Source organism: Desulfitobacterium sp. LBE (genome assembly GCF_007830365.1).
GTDB classification, from domain to species: Bacteria; Bacillota; Desulfitobacteriia; order Desulfitobacteriales; family Desulfitobacteriaceae; genus Desulfitobacterium; species Desulfitobacterium hafniense.
Window position 1 is genome coordinate 4,773,862 of sequence record NZ_VLKD01000001.1, and the last position, 15,768, is coordinate 4,789,629.

At 48.7% G+C, this 15,768-nt stretch carries 14 protein-coding genes; all 14 read left to right on the top strand.

Features of this window, described 5'->3' with window-relative positions:
* Position 1 precedes the first annotated feature (1 nt).
* Entirely contained in the window at positions 2–1,009 is a 1,008-nt protein-coding gene (gene mraY, locus DESLBE_RS22525; protein ID WP_015944997.1) for a phospho-N-acetylmuramoyl-pentapeptide-transferase, read from the top strand.
* A gap of 27 nt (positions 1,010–1,036) precedes the next feature.
* The gene (gene murD, locus DESLBE_RS22530; RefSeq protein ID WP_144678254.1) at positions 1,037–2,401 is read left to right on the top strand and encodes a UDP-N-acetylmuramoyl-L-alanine--D-glutamate ligase; all 1,365 of its coding nucleotides are present in this window, start codon (positions 1,037–1,039) and stop codon (positions 2,399–2,401) included.
* A 22-nt stretch (positions 2,402–2,423) separates the two neighbouring features.
* Positions 2,424–3,518 carry a stage V sporulation protein E gene (spoVE, locus tag DESLBE_RS22535; RefSeq protein WP_018212635.1) on the top strand — a complete coding sequence of 365 codons (1,095 nt, stop codon included), beginning with the start codon at positions 2,424–2,426 and terminating at the stop codon, positions 3,516–3,518.
* Positions 3,519–4,152: 634 nt separating this feature from the next.
* Positions 4,153–5,262: an undecaprenyldiphospho-muramoylpentapeptide beta-N-acetylglucosaminyltransferase gene (gene murG / locus DESLBE_RS22540; RefSeq protein ID WP_144678255.1), complete on the top strand. Its 1,110-nt coding sequence runs from the start codon at positions 4,153–4,155 to the stop codon at positions 5,260–5,262.
* 71 nt (positions 5,263–5,333) lie between these two features.
* On the top strand, positions 5,334–6,158 hold the full coding sequence (locus DESLBE_RS22545; protein WP_144678256.1) for a hypothetical protein: 825 nt from the start codon (positions 5,334–5,336) through the stop codon (positions 6,156–6,158).
* Positions 6,088–6,954 carry a UDP-N-acetylmuramate dehydrogenase gene (murB, locus tag DESLBE_RS22550; protein ID WP_144678707.1) on the top strand — a complete coding sequence of 289 codons (867 nt, stop codon included), beginning with the start codon at positions 6,088–6,090 and terminating at the stop codon, positions 6,952–6,954. Before DESLBE_RS22545 ends, murB begins: the two co-directional genes overlap by 71 nt.
* A gap of 16 nt (positions 6,955–6,970) precedes the next feature.
* A complete protein-coding gene (gene murA, locus DESLBE_RS22555; RefSeq protein WP_018212639.1) occupies positions 6,971–8,230 on the top strand; it encodes a UDP-N-acetylglucosamine 1-carboxyvinyltransferase in 1,260 nt (419 codons plus the stop codon).
* Between the two features lie 82 nt (positions 8,231–8,312).
* Entirely contained in the window at positions 8,313–9,038 is a 726-nt protein-coding gene (locus DESLBE_RS22560; RefSeq protein ID WP_144678257.1) for an FtsQ-type POTRA domain-containing protein, read from the top strand.
* A gap of 18 nt (positions 9,039–9,056) precedes the next feature.
* A complete protein-coding gene (locus DESLBE_RS22565; protein ID WP_005811377.1) occupies positions 9,057–9,386 on the top strand; it encodes a small basic family protein in 330 nt (109 codons plus the stop codon).
* Between the two features lie 234 nt (positions 9,387–9,620).
* Positions 9,621–10,682, top strand: a complete 1,062-nt coding sequence (gene ftsZ, locus DESLBE_RS22570; RefSeq protein ID WP_005811376.1) for a cell division protein FtsZ — start codon at positions 9,621–9,623, stop codon at positions 10,680–10,682.
* A 198-nt stretch (positions 10,683–10,880) separates the two neighbouring features.
* Positions 10,881–11,654 (top strand): type II toxin-antitoxin system Phd/YefM family antitoxin, encoded by a 774-nt coding sequence (locus DESLBE_RS22575; protein WP_144678258.1) that lies wholly within the window; start codon positions 10,881–10,883, stop codon positions 11,652–11,654.
* A gap of 287 nt (positions 11,655–11,941) precedes the next feature.
* Positions 11,942–13,315, top strand: coding sequence for a helix-turn-helix domain-containing protein (locus DESLBE_RS22580; protein WP_144678259.1), 1,374 nt, complete (start codon positions 11,942–11,944; stop codon positions 13,313–13,315).
* A 198-nt stretch (positions 13,316–13,513) separates the two neighbouring features.
* A complete protein-coding gene (locus tag DESLBE_RS22585) occupies positions 13,514–15,202 on the top strand; it encodes an FAD-dependent oxidoreductase (RefSeq protein WP_144678260.1) in 1,689 nt (562 codons plus the stop codon).
* A 29-nt stretch (positions 15,203–15,231) separates the two neighbouring features.
* Entirely contained in the window at positions 15,232–15,669 is a 438-nt protein-coding gene (locus DESLBE_RS22590) for an FMN-binding protein (protein ID WP_144678261.1), read from the top strand.
* Positions 15,670–15,768: the final 99 nt, after the last annotated feature.

Below are 15,768 nucleotides of genomic sequence, written 5' to 3' on the forward strand. Positions count from 1 at the left end.
CATGTGGGAACGCATATTTTTGGCTGCTGCTTTAGCGCTGATGATCACTTTAATACTTGGGCCGTTGATGATTCCCGTTTTACGGGTGATGAAATTTGGCCAGACTATTCGTGAGGAAGGCCCTAAACGGCATTTAGCTAAGGCTGGAACGCCCACCATGGGTGGTATTATCTTTTTAGTGGGGATTGTCGTAAGTGCTCTGATCATGGCGGAAAAACCCACGTCTCTGGAAATGGTCATGGTGATTAGTGCCATGCTGGGATACGGTCTGATCGGTTTTATTGATGATTTTATCAAAGTGGTGCTGCACCGCTCTTTAGGTCTGAGGGCATACCAAAAGTTAATCGGCCAAATAGCCCTGGCGTTGCTCCTGACCTGGGGGGCCAATCGCTATCTGGGGCGGGGGACGGATCTTGTGATTCCCTTTACCTCCATTCATTTGGAGTTAGGTTTATTCTACTATCCTTTTGTCTCCTTCATCATCGTGGGGATTACCAATGCCGTCAATCTGACGGATGGACTGGACGGCCTGGCGGCAGGCACCACCCTGTTCAGTATGCTGAGCTACGTTAGCATCGCTACGCTGGCCGCTTCCCAGGGGGGCGGAGTGGCTATTCTGGCCTATGAATCCGATCTTGCCGTCTTTGCGGCGGCCGCTGTCGGAGGATGTTTCGGCTTTCTCCGCTTTAATAAAAACCCGGCCCGGGTCTTTATGGGGGATACGGGTTCCTTAGCCTTGGGGGGAGCCTTGGTCGGCTTAGCTGTGCTGACCAAAACGGAGCTTATTCTCCTGATTATTGGCGGGGTCTATGTGGTTGAGGCAATTTCGGTTATTTTACAGGTTTTTTCCTATCAGACTACGGGTAAACGGATCTTCCGCATGAGCCCATTGCATCACCATTTTGAACTGGGCGGTTGGAATGAATGGAAGGTCGTCATGGTTTTTTGGCTGGCTTCTCTTCTTTGCGGTGTGCTTGGGGTAATAGCTTACATGGCTGGAATGTTCTGAGCTTGATTTTTTCAAGAGGGTGAAAGAATGAATTTAAAGAAAAAAAAAGTATTGGTCGTCGGTGCTGGAAGAAGTGGCTTGGCGGCAGTTAAAAGACTGAAAGCCCTGGGCGCGCACGTCATCTTAACGGATCAAAAGGAGCCGGATCAACTCAGTGGTATCTTAGAATTGGGCTTGCCGGATGGACAACTTGTGTTGGGGCATATCCCGCAATGGCATGAGGTGGAAGCTGAAGTGATCGTTCTTTCTCCCGGAGTATCCCCCCAACTTCCCTTTATTCAAGAGGGGATTGCTCAGGGGGCTTTGGTTTGGAGTGAGGTTGAGCTTGCCTTGAGAGATCATCCGGCCTTCAAGATTGGCGTGACAGGTACCAATGGGAAAACCACTACCACCACATTGATTGGGGAACTGGCCAGGCGGACCGGAAAATCAACTCTGGTCGCCGGCAATATCGGCGTGGCCTTAAGCGATCAGGTGGAGAACCTGGATGAGGAAGGGATTATCGTAGCCGAGCTTTCCAGTTTTCAGTTGGAATTGGTGGACAGTCTCTGTATGAATGTGGGGATTCTCCTCAATGTGACCCCTGACCATTTAGATCGTCATGGGACCCTGGAGAATTATCTGGCAGCCAAGGCCCGGATTTTTGAGAAGCAAAGGCCGTCGGATTGTGCTATTTTAAACTGGGATGATGCCAGGGTTCGTGAGTTGGCTCCTCATCTCAAGGCCCGGGTGGTCTTCTTTAGCCCTACTTCTCTCTTGGCAGAGGGATACGGAGTGCAAGGGGATGAGATTGTTCTTGCCAAAGACGGGAAGATCACTCCCATCATCAAGCGCAGGGAACTTCAGCTCAGGGGTAATCATAATCTGGAAAACATTATGGCTTCCATCGCGGCGGTGAGGGAGCTGGGACTTTCCTGGGAGGAGATCGCTCAAGGCCTCCGGGAGTTTAAAGGGGTTGAACACCGTCAGGAAGTGGTAGGGACCTATGAGGGAATCCTTTTTATTAATGATTCCAAAGGGACTAATCCTGATGCGGCAGAAAAAGCCTTATATGCCTTTGAAGAGCCCATCGTTCTTATTGCCGGGGGGAAAAACAAAGGCTTGGATTTCCATGATTTCATGAAAACGGTTAAGGAACAGGTGAAAAGCCTTGTCCTGGTCGGCTCGGCGGCGGCTGAGATGGAGCAGGCGGCCAAAGATACAGGAATTCGGCATTACCTGCGGGCTGAGACCTTTGCAGAGGCTGTGGAGCTGGCCATTGCCGAAGCAGAGCCTGGAAATGTGGTTTTGCTCTCACCGGCTTGTACAAGTTGGGATATGTTTAAGAGTTATGAAGAAAGAGGGGAATTCTTTAAGGAGTTAGTGCGTAGGCATTATAGGGAACCCATTTAAATTTTCAAAGGGGGAACTAAACATGCCAAGACGCCGTCGCCCTGATCTGGTCTTACTTGGAGCAATCCTGGCGCTCCTTACGATAGGAATCGTAATGGTGTACAGTTCCAGCGCTGTGAAAGGATATGTGATGTATGACGATCCCTATCACTTTCTGAAAATGGAGGTGATGTGGGTTGTCGCTGGCTTAGTGGCGATGATTCTGGCCATGACCCTGGATTTGGACCTTATGCGCCGTTGGGCAAAGCCGGCTCTTATGATCGCTATTGTCCTCCTGATCATGGTTAAGATTCCCGGGATCGGGCGCAGGGTTAATGGTGCTGACCGCTGGATCGGTCTGGGTCCTTTATCCATTCAACCTTCTGAAGTGATCAAGTTGGCCATGGTTTTGGTCATGGCCAACATCTTAGCCATTGATCCTCATAAGATTAGGTCTTTTCGGCATGGTTTGCTTCCCGTATTGGGGCTTTTGGGTCTTGTTGCGGGCCTGATTATGCTCCAGCCTGATTTGGGAACAACCCTTGTGATCGCCGGAGTGACTTTCTTTATGCTCATAGCCGCAGGTGCCAGAGCCAGCCATATTATCGGTTTAGGAGGCGCCGGTGTGGGGTTGGTGGTGGCCGCTATTATAGCGGAACCCTATCGCATGAACCGGATTTTTGCCTTCCTGGATCCCTGGGTGGATCCTTCAGGAAAGGGATATCAAACGATTCAGGCTTTGCTTGCTCTGGGGCCGGGCGGGCTTTTTGGCTTAGGCCTGGGGCAAAGCAAACAGAAGTTTCTTTATCTCCCGGAGAATCATACGGATTTTATCTTCGCTATGATCGGGGAGGAACTGGGCTTTGTAGGCGCCACCCTCGTCATTCTGCTTTTTTTCCTGTTTGCCTGGCGGGGGTTCCGGGTGGCTATGGGAGCACCGGATGCTTTTACCGGCTTTCTGGCTGTGGGGCTGACAGGGATGGTGTGCATACAGGCGATGATCAATATGGGTGTGGTCAGCGGAGTGCTTCCCGTGACGGGAATCACCCTGCCGTTCCTAAGCTATGGCGGGACGTCCCTGGTATTTACCATGCTGGGGGTGGGAGTGCTTTTGAATATTTCGCGGGAGTCACGCTAGCAAGGGAGTTGCGTTACAGACGCTCGGAAATTACGGTCGCAGAGCAAACTAAGGGCTAAACTGCCTTTTGCAAGCGGCGGGGTCCCCGCCTAAATCGCTCCTGCTCTGTAGGCGGCGTGTCACATTCGTGTGACCCGCCCCGCTGTCTGGGGTGCAGTTTAGCCCAAGTTTGCTTAACTGCTCCCGTAAAAGCCTCGCTTACTGTAATCGCAAGCTCGCTTGCGGGATTAGCTGGCCGGAGAGTCTCAAGAGGCATACCCGTACATATACTTATAAGTGGGACCCAAGGATTTTGCTATACAGCGGGAAACGCCTTCAAAGCGAGCGGAAACCAATCTTCGCGAAAGTACGCAGCGGAGCCGGGTTGGAAACAGGACGTTTCCAACCGGCCATTGAGAACAAAGTGCGAAAGCAGTGCTTTCGAGGAGCGATTTGGGCGGGAACCCGGCGGAGCGGAGTGCTTGAGCGATTAGATTGGTCCGCGCAGCTTTATAGAGTGACCGCGGATAGCAAAATCCTGGAGACTTAACTTCAGAGTAATACCTAAAGAGCGAGAGAACTATCCGAAACAAGCTAATAAAACACTAAGCAGCAACCCAAACAAACTTACCAAACACGAAGGGAGCAGAATTCCATGCGCGTGATTGTAACAGGTGGAGGAACGGGGGGCCATATCTATCCGGCTCTTGCCATCGCCAAAGGGATTCTCGCCCACCAGCCGGAAGCTGAAATTCTTTACATAGGCACTCGGGAAGGGATGGAAGCGCGCCTGGTTCCTGAGGCCGGGATTGAATTTGCAGGTGTTTCCGGGCAGGGGCTGCCCCGCAAACTCAGCCTGGAAACTCTCAAAGTCGGGGGCAAGAGCTTTAAAGCCCTATGGGAGACCAAACAGATTCTCAAAAAATTTAAACCGGATCTTGTGGTGGGAACGGGAGGATATGTAGCGGGGCCGGTAGTATTGACTGCGGCCTTATTTGGGATTCCGACTTTGCTCCATGAGCAGAATGCTCTGCCGGGGATTACCAATAAGATTCTCACCCGTTTTGTGCGCAAGGTCATGGTGACCTTCCCGGAGAGCATTGCTCACTTCGGTGTGAGGCGGAAGTTGGTTTTGACGGGTTTGCCCGTTCGCCCTGAGATAGGGAACATATCCCGGGAGAAAGGGGCGGCATGTTTAGGGCTGCGCCCTGATTGTCTGACCCTCCTTGTGACAGGAGGAAGCCGGGGTGCCCGCAGTATTAATCAAGCTATGCCCACAGTGCTTAAGCATTTGGCAGGCAGAAAAGATATTCAAGTCATTTGGGCTACCGGTAAAGCGACCTATCAGGAAACTCTGGAGAGTTTAAAGACTCAGGGGATTCAGTGGCAACGAGAAAACTGGCGGGTCCTTGAATACCTTAAGGATATGCCCGAGGCTATGGCCTGTGCTGATTTATTTGTGGGGCGGGCCGGAGCAACGACCTTAGCTGAGATTATGGTGGCTGGCAAACCGGGGCTTCTTGTACCGTATCCTTTAGCAGCTGAAAACCATCAGGAATTCAACGCCAGGGCTCTGGAGAAAGATGGTGCCGCCTGTGTTATTCTGGATAAAGATCTAACCGGTGAAAATCTCTGGGCCTTGGTCCAAGGGCTTATAGAAAAGCCTGAAAAGCTGCGTAAGATGGCTCAAGCCGCCCGGAGTCTGGGTCAGCCGGATGCCCTTAATAAGATCGTCAAAGTCTGCCTGGATACGGCCTGGAAATAATCTCCGCCCTTTCACACCTTCTGACTGTGCTGCATAACATATGACAGTCAGAAGGAAGGGAGTGGGTTGCTTTGTGGCCTAAGCGGAAAATATTACTTCTCGTTCCCCGAGATAGGGATGAGTGGCAAGGAATTCTTTCTCTGTTGAATGCCCTGCATAGAGATGTTATAGTCAGAGAAGCATCACCTGAAGCTAGCGTCGATTGGGCAGATGGAACAATCCCGGGTCTGGAAGAGGAGCTGTATGATGCATCCGATGCAGGACCCACAGAAATTCTCTATTGGCCCGGAATCCCTCAGGAGGATCCTCACCGGCAATGGGGCCTCTCCCGAGGGCTTATGCAAACTGAACTGACGGAGTTCCTACATAGGTATTGGGAAGAAGAGATCATCCTCCCGGTAAATTCCGGGGGAGGAGATGATGAACCTTTTCTGTGGAAAATATTGGATTGTGCCGGATTTGAACCGTCATTGCTGTGGCAGACCGAGGAAGGTCAATGGGAGGTTCGCATCAATAACGGCCTCCATTGGATCATCCCTGAAAGCTGGCTTACAGGGTGTTGGGGTCATGAGAGCTTTGGACGCCGGCCCCAGCTGGTTCTCACTGAAAGCTGTTGGGTTTGTCAGGGAGAGCAGGTGGAATTCTATGGGGATAAAGACCGCTTCGAATATCTGGGGGATGTTGCCCCTTGTGGGAATAAACCCCTGGATGACGCGGTATATACAGTAGTGCTGCAGGCGCTCCAGCTGGGGGTTCCCTGGCGGAGTATCCGGCGTGCCTATGATATGATGAACATAAGGTGGTATACCAATGACATGGCAAGGGATGAGGGGACGGATCGAGCATCGGTACCCTCTGCAGAAATTGAATACCTGGCGTATAGGGGGGCTGGCTGAAACTGTCTGTTGGCCGGAAAGTGAGGAAGAGCTCCGGGAAATTTGGCTTAAGTGTCAGGAGCAGGGCATACCGTTTCGCTTATTTGGCCGGGGCTCCAATGTTCTGTTTCCGGATGAAGGATTAAGCGGGGTAACGGTGATCAGCACGGGCTTAGCTCAGTCCGTATGGGATTCTGAATGGGTCACTGTGGGAGCGGGATATTCTTTGGCCAGGCTGTCTCAAGAGGCCGCCGATCGTGGCTTGACGGGATTGGAGTTTGCCCGGGGGATTCCGGGCACAGTGGGCGGAGCCGTGGTTATGAATGCGGGAGCCCATGGAGGGAGCATCCAGGATATTCTGGAAGAGGTTAAAATCCTGGCTCCAGAGGGAGAAGTGCAGCGGCTTGCTAAAGAAGACATACAGTTTGGCTATAGGGAGTGTTCCTTACGGGATCAGGCCATTGTTCTGGAGGGAGTTTTTCACCTGAAACCCGGAGATCCGGATGTGATTCAGGCCACCATGAGTGAGAACCTGGCCAAGCGCAAAGCAGCCCAGCCTTTGGAGCTGCCCAATGCAGGAAGTGTGTTCCGGAATCCTCCCGGAGGTTCGGCGGGACGTTTAATCGAGGAAGCCGGTTGGAAGGGAAAGCGATTAGGCGGAGCTCAAGTATCCTCAAAGCACGCCAATTTTATAGTAAACCAAGGAAATGCCACAGCCCGCGATGTATTAGCCTTGATTAGGGAAATACAAAAGGATGTTCATCATCAGTTCGGTGTTGAATTAAAGACTGAGGTGCGGTATATCTCACCCAGCTAAGAGGGAGGAATCTTTCATGGCGATGGATCGCTATGTCATTACCGGAAAACAACAGTTGGAAGGTAGACTGCGTAATAGTGGAGCCAAAAACTCATCCCTACCTTTACTGGCAGCTTCTTTGCTGGTTTCGGGAAAAACCACGTTATTGGATATTCCCCATTTAGCAGATATCAGCAATATGATCGAAGTGCTGGAATATCTCGGTGCTCATGTGGAAGATCAAAAAGAGGCCTTGCTTGTAGATGCTTCAGACCTGGCCCGCTGGGAAGTGGATGAAGGACTGATGCGTCAAATGAGAGCCTCTAATCTTATCCTTGGTCCCATACTGGCCCGCAACGGGCGGGTGCGCATTTCCAAACCGGGCGGGTGTGCCATTGGTTCGCGGCCCATGGATCAACATATCAAGGGTCTCCAGGAACTGGGGGTCAAGGTTAAAGAGAAACATGGTTATATCGAGGCTTGGGCGGATCAGCTCCAAGGGGCTAAGATTTATTTGGATCTCCCCAGTGTAGGAGCTACGGAAAACCTCATGATGGCGGCTGTCCTGGCTAAAGGAACCACCACTATCTACAATGCGGCCAGGGAGCCGGAGATTATCGATCTGCAGAATTTCCTGAACAAGATGGGGGCAAAAGTCCGCGGTGCCGGCATGGATGTTCTGCGCATTGAAGGAGTGAGCAAGCTCTATCCTGTGGAGCATACGGTGATACCGGATCGGATCGAGGCGGGGACTCATATGGTGGCCGCCGTAATGACTCAGGGAGATATTGAAATCAGCAATGTGATTCCTGAGCATTTGGAACCTGTGACGGCTAAACTGCTGCAAGCGGGGGCGGAGATCACCCTCGGGGATGACACGATTCGGGTCAAGGGCAAGAGGAGAATCAAGGGAGTGGATTGCAAAACTATGCCTCATCCCGGTTTTCCAACGGATATGCAGCCTCAATTCATGGCCCTGCTGTCCATGGCTGAGGGGACCAGCATCATTACTGAAACCATTTTCGAAAACCGTTTTCAGCATGTGGATGAACTTCGCCGCATGGGGGCTCAAATTACTGTGGAAGGGCGGACAGCCATTATCCGCGGTGTGAAAAGTCTGGAGGGCGCCTTTGTAGAGGCTACGGATCTGCGGGCGGGAGCCGCGCTTTTCCTGGCGGCTTTAGCTGCCGAAGAAGCTACTGTGCTGGAAAAGGTGGGACATATTGATCGCGGCTATGATAATCTGGAGGAAAAATACCGCAGTGTAGGTGCCAAGCTCAAACGGGTCAAATCTTAGAGTGCCGAAATTAAAGGATTCCCAAAGAAAGACATGACAGAGAGGATTGTATTCGATATACTGAGAGCTGGGGGGAGTGACCGTGGAGCCAAGGAAATCGACTACATCCTTTCTCTATATTTCCATACTTGTTATACTCTTTGTAGTGGGGATAAGCTTCTTCCTGCAGTCCAGCTATTTTAACATTGAAGCAGTAAGCATCGAGGGCCTGCAAGAAATTCCCCTCAATGAAATCGAACGTTTAACTACGGATGTAACAGGACAAAATCTAATTATGTTGGATCAAAGGCAGCTTGAGCAAAAGGTGCTGCTTCACCCTCTGGTGGAGTCGGTGGCATTCAAGAAGAAGTTCCCCAATCGTTTGGTCCTGGAGGTTCAGGAGCGTACTCCTGTAGCTCTGGTGATTGTCGCTTCGGGAATAGTTGAGGTGGACGGTAAAGGGATTTATCTTCGTCGCCGGGAGGGATGGCCTGAGCAAAGCTATCCTGTGATCAATGGGGTGACTCTTCCTGATACAGCAGGTCCTGGGCAGGAATTGGATCTTCCCGGTCTGAAGGCTGCCCTTAATTTGTTAGGACAAGCCCCTGAGGAGTTAACGCCTTTGATTGGGGAAATCTATGTTAATCCTATCCAGCAGATTATCCTTTTTCTGACGGATGGCATAGAGGTCCGTTTAGGCAAGGCTGATGCCTGGGCAGAAAAACTTAAGTCCCTTTATACGCTGATCAATGATGAGGGGTATAAGTCGTTTAAGAATGGGGTAAGGTATATCGATTTCACGGCTGCTAAGCCTGTTATCGGTCGTTAATGAGGAGGAATTTCTTACATGTGGTTACCATTTTTAGGTCTGATCCTGGGACTGGCTATCGGCTGGTTCAGCCCGTTTTCCGTGCCGGTTGAATATTCGAAATATCTCTCAGTGGCTATTTTGGCGGCTTTGGACTCCGTATTGGGAGGTATTCGTGCTGCTCAGGAAGACCATTTTGACTCTGTTGTTTTTCTTTCGGGTTTCTTTACCAACATTCTGCTGGCTGGAATCCTTGCCTATGTGGGAGACCGGATTGGGGTGGACCTGTTCTTGGCAGCTGTGGTGGCGTTTGGAGTCCGATTGTTCAATAACTTAGCGATTATTCGCCGACATTTGATTAGGAGATAGAGATAGGGAAGAATAAAAGGATATTCTTGACGATAATCCGTGAACATTAGGTTTTGTGGATAATATTTCATGTTAAAAAATTGAAGTGAAAAGAAGGATAATATGCCTGTCCATAGAATTTATCTCTGGTATGGGAATACTTTGAATTTGCTTCGAACCGGGATTAACTCTATTGGGAAATCGCATTATGGATAAAAGGTTTTCTTTAATATAAGCGAGGGGGTCGTCAGCTAAATGCTTGAATTTGATATGGACTTTAATCAGTTCGCCCAGATTAAGGTGATTGGGGTCGGGGGCGGAGGCAACAACGCGGTTAACCGTATGATTACGGCGGGTTTAAAAGGTGTGGATTTTGTAGCGGTAAATACCGATGCCCAGGCAATTAACCTCTCGCGGGCCGGCCAGAAAGTCCAAATAGGCAATAAATTAACTAAAGGACTTGGCGCAGGAGCAAATCCTGAAATCGGGTCAAAAGCGGCTGAGGAAAGCCGGGAAGAATTGATTAATGTTCTGAAGGGCGCAGATATGGTCTTTGTTACCGCCGGAATGGGCGGAGGCACAGGAACCGGAGCGGCCCCGATAGTTGCTGAAATCGCTAAGGAGCTGGGTGCTCTGACGGTTGGGGTTGTGACACGTCCTTTTTCCTTTGAGGGCAGAAAGCGGGCTATGCAGGCCGAAAAAGGCATCGCTGAGCTTAAGAGCAAAGTGGATACCTTGATCACCATTCCCAATGATCGTTTGCTTCAAGTGGTGGATAAACATACCGCTCTTCATGAAGCCTTCCGGATCGCTGATGATGTATTGCGCCAAGGGGTCCAGGGGATTTCGGATTTGATAGCGGTTCCCGGACTGATTAATTTGGACTTTGCCGATGTGAAGACCATTATGCGCAATACCGGTTCGGCCTTGATGGGAATCGGTTCGGCAACAGGTGAGAACAGAGCGGCGGATGCGGCGCGGAAAGCGATTTCCAGTCCTTTGCTGGAGACCTCTATCGAAGGCGCTCAAGGGGTTCTGCTGAATATCACCGGCGGTCAAAACCTGACCTTATTTGAAGTCAATGAGGCCTCTGAGATCATTGCTGAAGCGGCAGATCCGGAAGCAAATATTATCTTTGGTGCGGTCATCGATGAAGGCCTGAAGGATGAGATTCGGGTTACGGTCATTGCTACCGGCTTTGATCAACAAAAATCCGCTGCCGGTAATTTAAGAGGAAATGCCAATGAAGCGATTCGCCCGGTGGCAGCAACATCTGAGGATCTTGATATTCCCGAATTCTTACGTCGCAGACGTTAATTGATTTGTTAAATTGATTTTGATGAAATACATAGGAGCCAGGCTTTGAGCTCAGTGAGCAGGCAAAGCCTGGCTTTTTATCATTGGCCTTCGGGGGCTTTTCCGGAGCAGACAGCTCTTTAGGTAGTCATTTTTGAATACAAATAGTTGATATAATTCGTGCGATATTATATAATTATCGTACGAGGTGAGAATAAAATGGACGATAAAAAAGAAGCTAATACGATAAAAGCGGACGACACAATCACGGCTACGGAGCTTAAAAACAACCTGGGCATGTATCTGGACTATGTCATGAACGAAAATGAGGAAGTGGTGATCACCAAAAATGGCAAGAAGGCTGTACGGCTCACCCCCTACATCACAGATGCCGACCGCTATTTTCTTATGAAGGAGAAGGCCCTGGATTACCAGTACGGGGGCAAGAAGGTCTCCTATGAGGAATTCATGGAAATCTATGAGAAAAGCGACCTGCGCATGGAGTTCATCAATGGGGAAATCGTGCTGTTGAGTTCCCCAAGCCTCTCTCACCAGGAAATCTCGGGAAACTTATTTGCTGAATTCAGGGAATACCTTAAAGGAAAACCCTGTAAGGTGTTCTACGCTCCTTTCGATGTGCATTTCCGCAAAGAGGGGTTCAAAGATCCTGACGTAATGCAGCCGGATCTGTTCATTGCCTGTGATGTAGCGGAGACCACCAATGAGAAAGGACGCTATATGGGCACGCCGGTTCTGGTGGTGGAAATCCTCTCTCCCAGCACCCGCTCCAGGGATATGGTGGATAAGCTGAACACCTTTATGATTTCCGGGGTCAAGGAGTTTTGGATTGTTGATCCTGTGCAGGAGATTATTCTGGTCTATGGCTTTAAAGACCTGGATATTGATCATTTTATGACCCACCGGAAACAGGACAGGGTCCGGTCCTTCTGGTTTCCCGACCTGGAAATTGAGGGAACCGAGATTTTTCCTTAAAGCCTTGAAACTAACCCGTCACTTGCATGTTCCCCAATCGAACTGCCCGGAGGCAGCCGATTGAGGAACATGCTGTTTTTGTCTAGGGGCACGGGTTCACAGAAAGAGAGATGGGTTGATTAGGACGATATTAGCATAAAAGGTTTACCAAAGATCATAATATCGTCATAGTTTTTCCGAGGGCATCTTTACATAATTGACTTAGGATTGTTATTGTATGATCAATCGCAAAATGCAGTCAGAAACTTTCTAAGGTATTCGCAAGCAGGAAAGGAGCGGAATTCCCAATGGCTGGCAAAACCATTATTTATAGACCCAATGAATATTTGAAGGCTGAAGTTGTAAAAATCAAGCAGACAGCAGTTCATTTTCATCTGAGTTCGCTGCAAATCATCCTGGTTTTGGAAGGAACTCTTTGGGTAAAGACCAGTTTTGAAATCAATAAGGTTCACGAAGGGGAGCTTATTTTCATTAACCCCAGTGATGTTTATGCGCTATGGAATGAGGAAGAAAGCTGTCTGGTTGAAGTCGTTTCCTTGGAGCTTGATAAGCTAAAGCATTCATTTGGGGCGCTGGCGGGAATCCGTTTCAGGAACATTCCCATGAAAGGCAAAGCATTTAAGGAAAGAAAGCTGGATGAAGTCCGCAAAAAGACCTTTCAGCGCTATCTGATCGAAGTTTTACTCCAATTGAACAGCGAAAGTATGCTGAATGAAAACGGCTTGAATAAGCTGGTGATGCGAATGATCTCTCTGGCCCTCAGCGAATACAATTCCTTATACTTTGTCTGGCCGGATGTAAGGTATATCAGCAGCAAGAAAGTTGAACGGTTTCACCGGGTGGTCCGGTATGTCAAAGAGAATCTGAACCAAAACATCGGGTTAAACGATATTGCCCAAATGGAATGGGTGGGGAAGACGTACTTCACTCAGATGTGGAAAGAAATGATGGACCTGCCTTTCGGGGAATACGTCAATTACGAGCGGATTCTATATTCGGAAAGACTCCTGCTTTTCACGGATAAAACGATGATCGATATTTCGGAGGAATGTGGCTTTTCCGATGTCAAATATTATTATAAGAATTTTAAACACTGGTATGGCAAGAAACCTGTGGAATGGAAAAAAGAATGGTTGGAATTTCAGCTGAAGGGAGTGCTCATGGAAACGGTGGAATTTGCCGAAGCTAAACCAAGCGTCAATAAATTTTATGAAAAGTATTTGACCAATACCAAAATGGATAGCAGAATTTATGAGCAGTATTTGATGCTGAAGGAAGAAGTCAGCTTTGAGGAATCTCTGAAAAGAAATATGATTGTGTCCTTTGACTTATTTTCACCTAAAAACCTGTCCGATGAAGAAAGCGGGGAGCTGGAACTTCCAGAATACAGTGCTGTCGATTTATTTATCGGCCAGGTATATGAGTTGGGTTTGGGGCTGCAGATGCAGATAAGAACCGAGGCTTTAAAAGCCCGGGTTTACAGTGATGCGCTGAAGTATATGCTGGAAAAGTCTGAGCAATTTTTCGGTTTGAAAGAAATGAAGAATTGGGAGTTTCAGTTTGTGTGCAAAAGCCTGGAAGAACTATATGAGGCAGAATTTTATGGGAACTGGCTTAATGATCGATTAAACGGCGGAAAAATACGCTATGTTCTGGTCTGAGTAAAGTTCTTATCATAAAATACAGTCATATCAAAATAGAAAAAGTATCTTTAGCAGGGTGATGATATTATACAAAATGTTCTTAGTTAAAGTATAATATCGTCATTTTTTTTCTTTTGTAAATTTTAGATAATCTAGGTATGGGCTTGTTGATTTGGGAGTCAATTTTCAGGACTAATATTATGTGGAGGTAAAAGCATGGAAAGGAAAGGATTAAGCCGCCGGGATTTCTTAAAAGGAACGGTGGCAGGGACCGTGGGCATATCAACGGTTGGCCTTTTAAGCGCTTGCGCAACGCAGGAAACCAGCGGGAAAGGGGAACAGAAGATTCAAGAGCCTGCAGAGGAAGCAGGTAAAGTCTCATGGAAAACACCACCTCAGGCCATCACCGAATTTGTCAGCACCATCAATACGGAGGTTCTCGTGGTCGGAGCTGGAAACGCAGGGTTGTTTGCAGCATGTGCTGCGGCGGAGAAAGGTGCGAAAGTAACTGTTATTGAAAGAAATGCTATGGTGGGCGTAGGCCGTGAGTGGATTGGAGCCATCGGCTCACGGTTGCAAAAAGAAGCCGGAGTCAACATTAATAAATTTGAAGTCATTGAAGAACTATCCCGGTATGCATCCCACAGGGTGGATCAAAAAATAATAAAGCTTTGGGCGGACAATAGTGGACAGACAGTTGACTGGCTGGAAAATGTCGTCAAGGAATACGGCGCATACATGGTTCTGGAAACAGATACCGGTGAACCTATACACGGCGTATATAAAACCTTTGCCATCCAGCACAGTATTCAAAACGATGAAAAACATTTAGACTCCACTCAGATTCTTAAAGAAAAAGCGAAAGAGCTGGGAGTGGAGGTATTGTTTGAAACCACCATGGTTCAAGTGGTGCGAGAGAATAATAACACCGGCAGGGTATCCGGTATTATTGCCAAAACCAAGGACGGCCATATCAAAATCGACGCAAGTAAGGGAACGATTCTTTGCACAGGGGGCTATGGCGGCAATAAGGAAATGGTGGAGGAATTGAATCCGCTCGCAGTCCAAAGTTGTACTGGCAAGGAGGCTCCTCCGGGATGCCAGGGAGACGGAATCAAAGCTGCTACGTGGGTTGGGGCTGCTAAAGATGATATAGCAACGGCACAGATTTTCGACAGAGCGGCAATCAAACCCGGAGCGGACGGAAAGGATTGGTCTCAGGCGGCGTTTCTCCATATGGGAAGCCAGCCGTTTCTGAAAGTAAACCTGAAAGGCGAGCGTTTTGCCAATGAATCCGTTCCTTATGATTTTATTGTACACGCGGCGAGCCTTCAGCCCGGAGATAGATACTGCATGATTTGGGATGGAAATTGGAAAGAACACACGAGACAATTCCATACCATCGGTTGTTCTCGGTTGCAGTACAGCAAATCCGGAAGCAAGCTTATTGTCTTTGACGAAAACGCTACCGAAGGCATGCATAATGAAGCCCTGATACCGCAAGGCTTTATCGTTGAATCTGACACGTTGGAAGGGTTAGCCGAAAAACTTCAATTGCCTGTAAATACGTTTGTAAAAACAGTTCAGAGATATAACGAGCTCTGCCAAAAAGGTGTGGACGAGGATTTCGGTAAGGAAAGCTATCGGATGCTGGCCTTGGAAAAAGCACCCTTCCGAGGCGCTGTTCTGGGTGGACAGCTGATTTGCACATGCGACGGATTACGTATCAACACAAACCTGCAAGTTTTGGATGTAAATCTGGAACCCATTGAAGGACTGTATGCTGCGGGCAATGACAGTGGAGGATTCTTTGCCGATAACTATCCTGAATTAATTATTGGCTCTACCTGCGGAAGAGCGATCACCTTCGGCAGACTGGCCGGGCAAATTGTGGCAAGCTTATAAAGAATGCTAAGAAAGCAGAGGGAAATGCAATGACAAGAAACGGATTGAAAACTGCAGGCTTAGCCCTGTTTTTGTCGGCACTTTTATTGACGAGCACAGGATGTGGAGCTTCTCCAACAACCCAGAATGGTAACGCCAGCCAGAAAGAAGGCTCAGGCCAAACAGAAAGCTCAAATCCAAAAGAGACGACAGGCAACAATTCTTATAAGGATGGCACCTATGAAGGGGTTGGCCAGGGAATTCACGGTGAAGTCAAAGTATCTGTCAGCGTAGCCGGAGGGAAAATCTCAGAAGTCAAGGTCACTGAACATCACGAGACTGATGGTGTAGGTACTGTAGCCGCTGAGATCCTGCCCGGCAAGATCCTCGAAGCTCAAGGGACGGAAGTGGAGACTGTATCCGGTGCTACCGTCACCTCTACGGCCATTATCGATGGGGTTAAAAAAGCTTTGGAACAAGCTAAATAAGCAGTTTCCCTAGATGAAAAGAACTCCGGACGACTAAAAAGACTTAAAGAATTTCTTTCCTTTTCAAGCCTGCCCGAAATAAGTACGCGCGTACTTATT

Coding starts and splice junctions, on each gene's coding strand:
- murD (WP_144678254.1), top strand. CDS start 1,037: ATGAATTTAAAGAAAAAAAAAGTATTGGTCGTCGGTGCTGGAAGAAGT.
- DESLBE_RS22585 (WP_144678260.1), top strand. CDS start 13,514: ATGGAAAGGAAAGGATTAAGCCGCCGGGATTTCTTAAAAGGAACGGTG.
- murB (WP_144678707.1), top strand. CDS start 6,088: ATGAGGGGACGGATCGAGCATCGGTACCCTCTGCAGAAATTGAATACC.
- DESLBE_RS22580 (WP_144678259.1), top strand. CDS start 11,942: ATGGCTGGCAAAACCATTATTTATAGACCCAATGAATATTTGAAGGCT.
- murA (WP_018212639.1), top strand. CDS start 6,971: ATGGCGATGGATCGCTATGTCATTACCGGAAAACAACAGTTGGAAGGT.
- DESLBE_RS22565 (WP_005811377.1), top strand. CDS start 9,057: ATGTGGTTACCATTTTTAGGTCTGATCCTGGGACTGGCTATCGGCTGG.
- DESLBE_RS22590 (WP_144678261.1), top strand. CDS start 15,232: ATGACAAGAAACGGATTGAAAACTGCAGGCTTAGCCCTGTTTTTGTCG.
- murG (WP_144678255.1), top strand. CDS start 4,153: ATGCGCGTGATTGTAACAGGTGGAGGAACGGGGGGCCATATCTATCCG.
- ftsZ (WP_005811376.1), top strand. CDS start 9,621: ATGCTTGAATTTGATATGGACTTTAATCAGTTCGCCCAGATTAAGGTG.
- DESLBE_RS22575 (WP_144678258.1), top strand. CDS start 10,881: ATGGACGATAAAAAAGAAGCTAATACGATAAAAGCGGACGACACAATC.
- mraY (WP_015944997.1), top strand. CDS start 2: ATGTGGGAACGCATATTTTTGGCTGCTGCTTTAGCGCTGATGATCACT.
- spoVE (WP_018212635.1), top strand. CDS start 2,424: ATGCCAAGACGCCGTCGCCCTGATCTGGTCTTACTTGGAGCAATCCTG.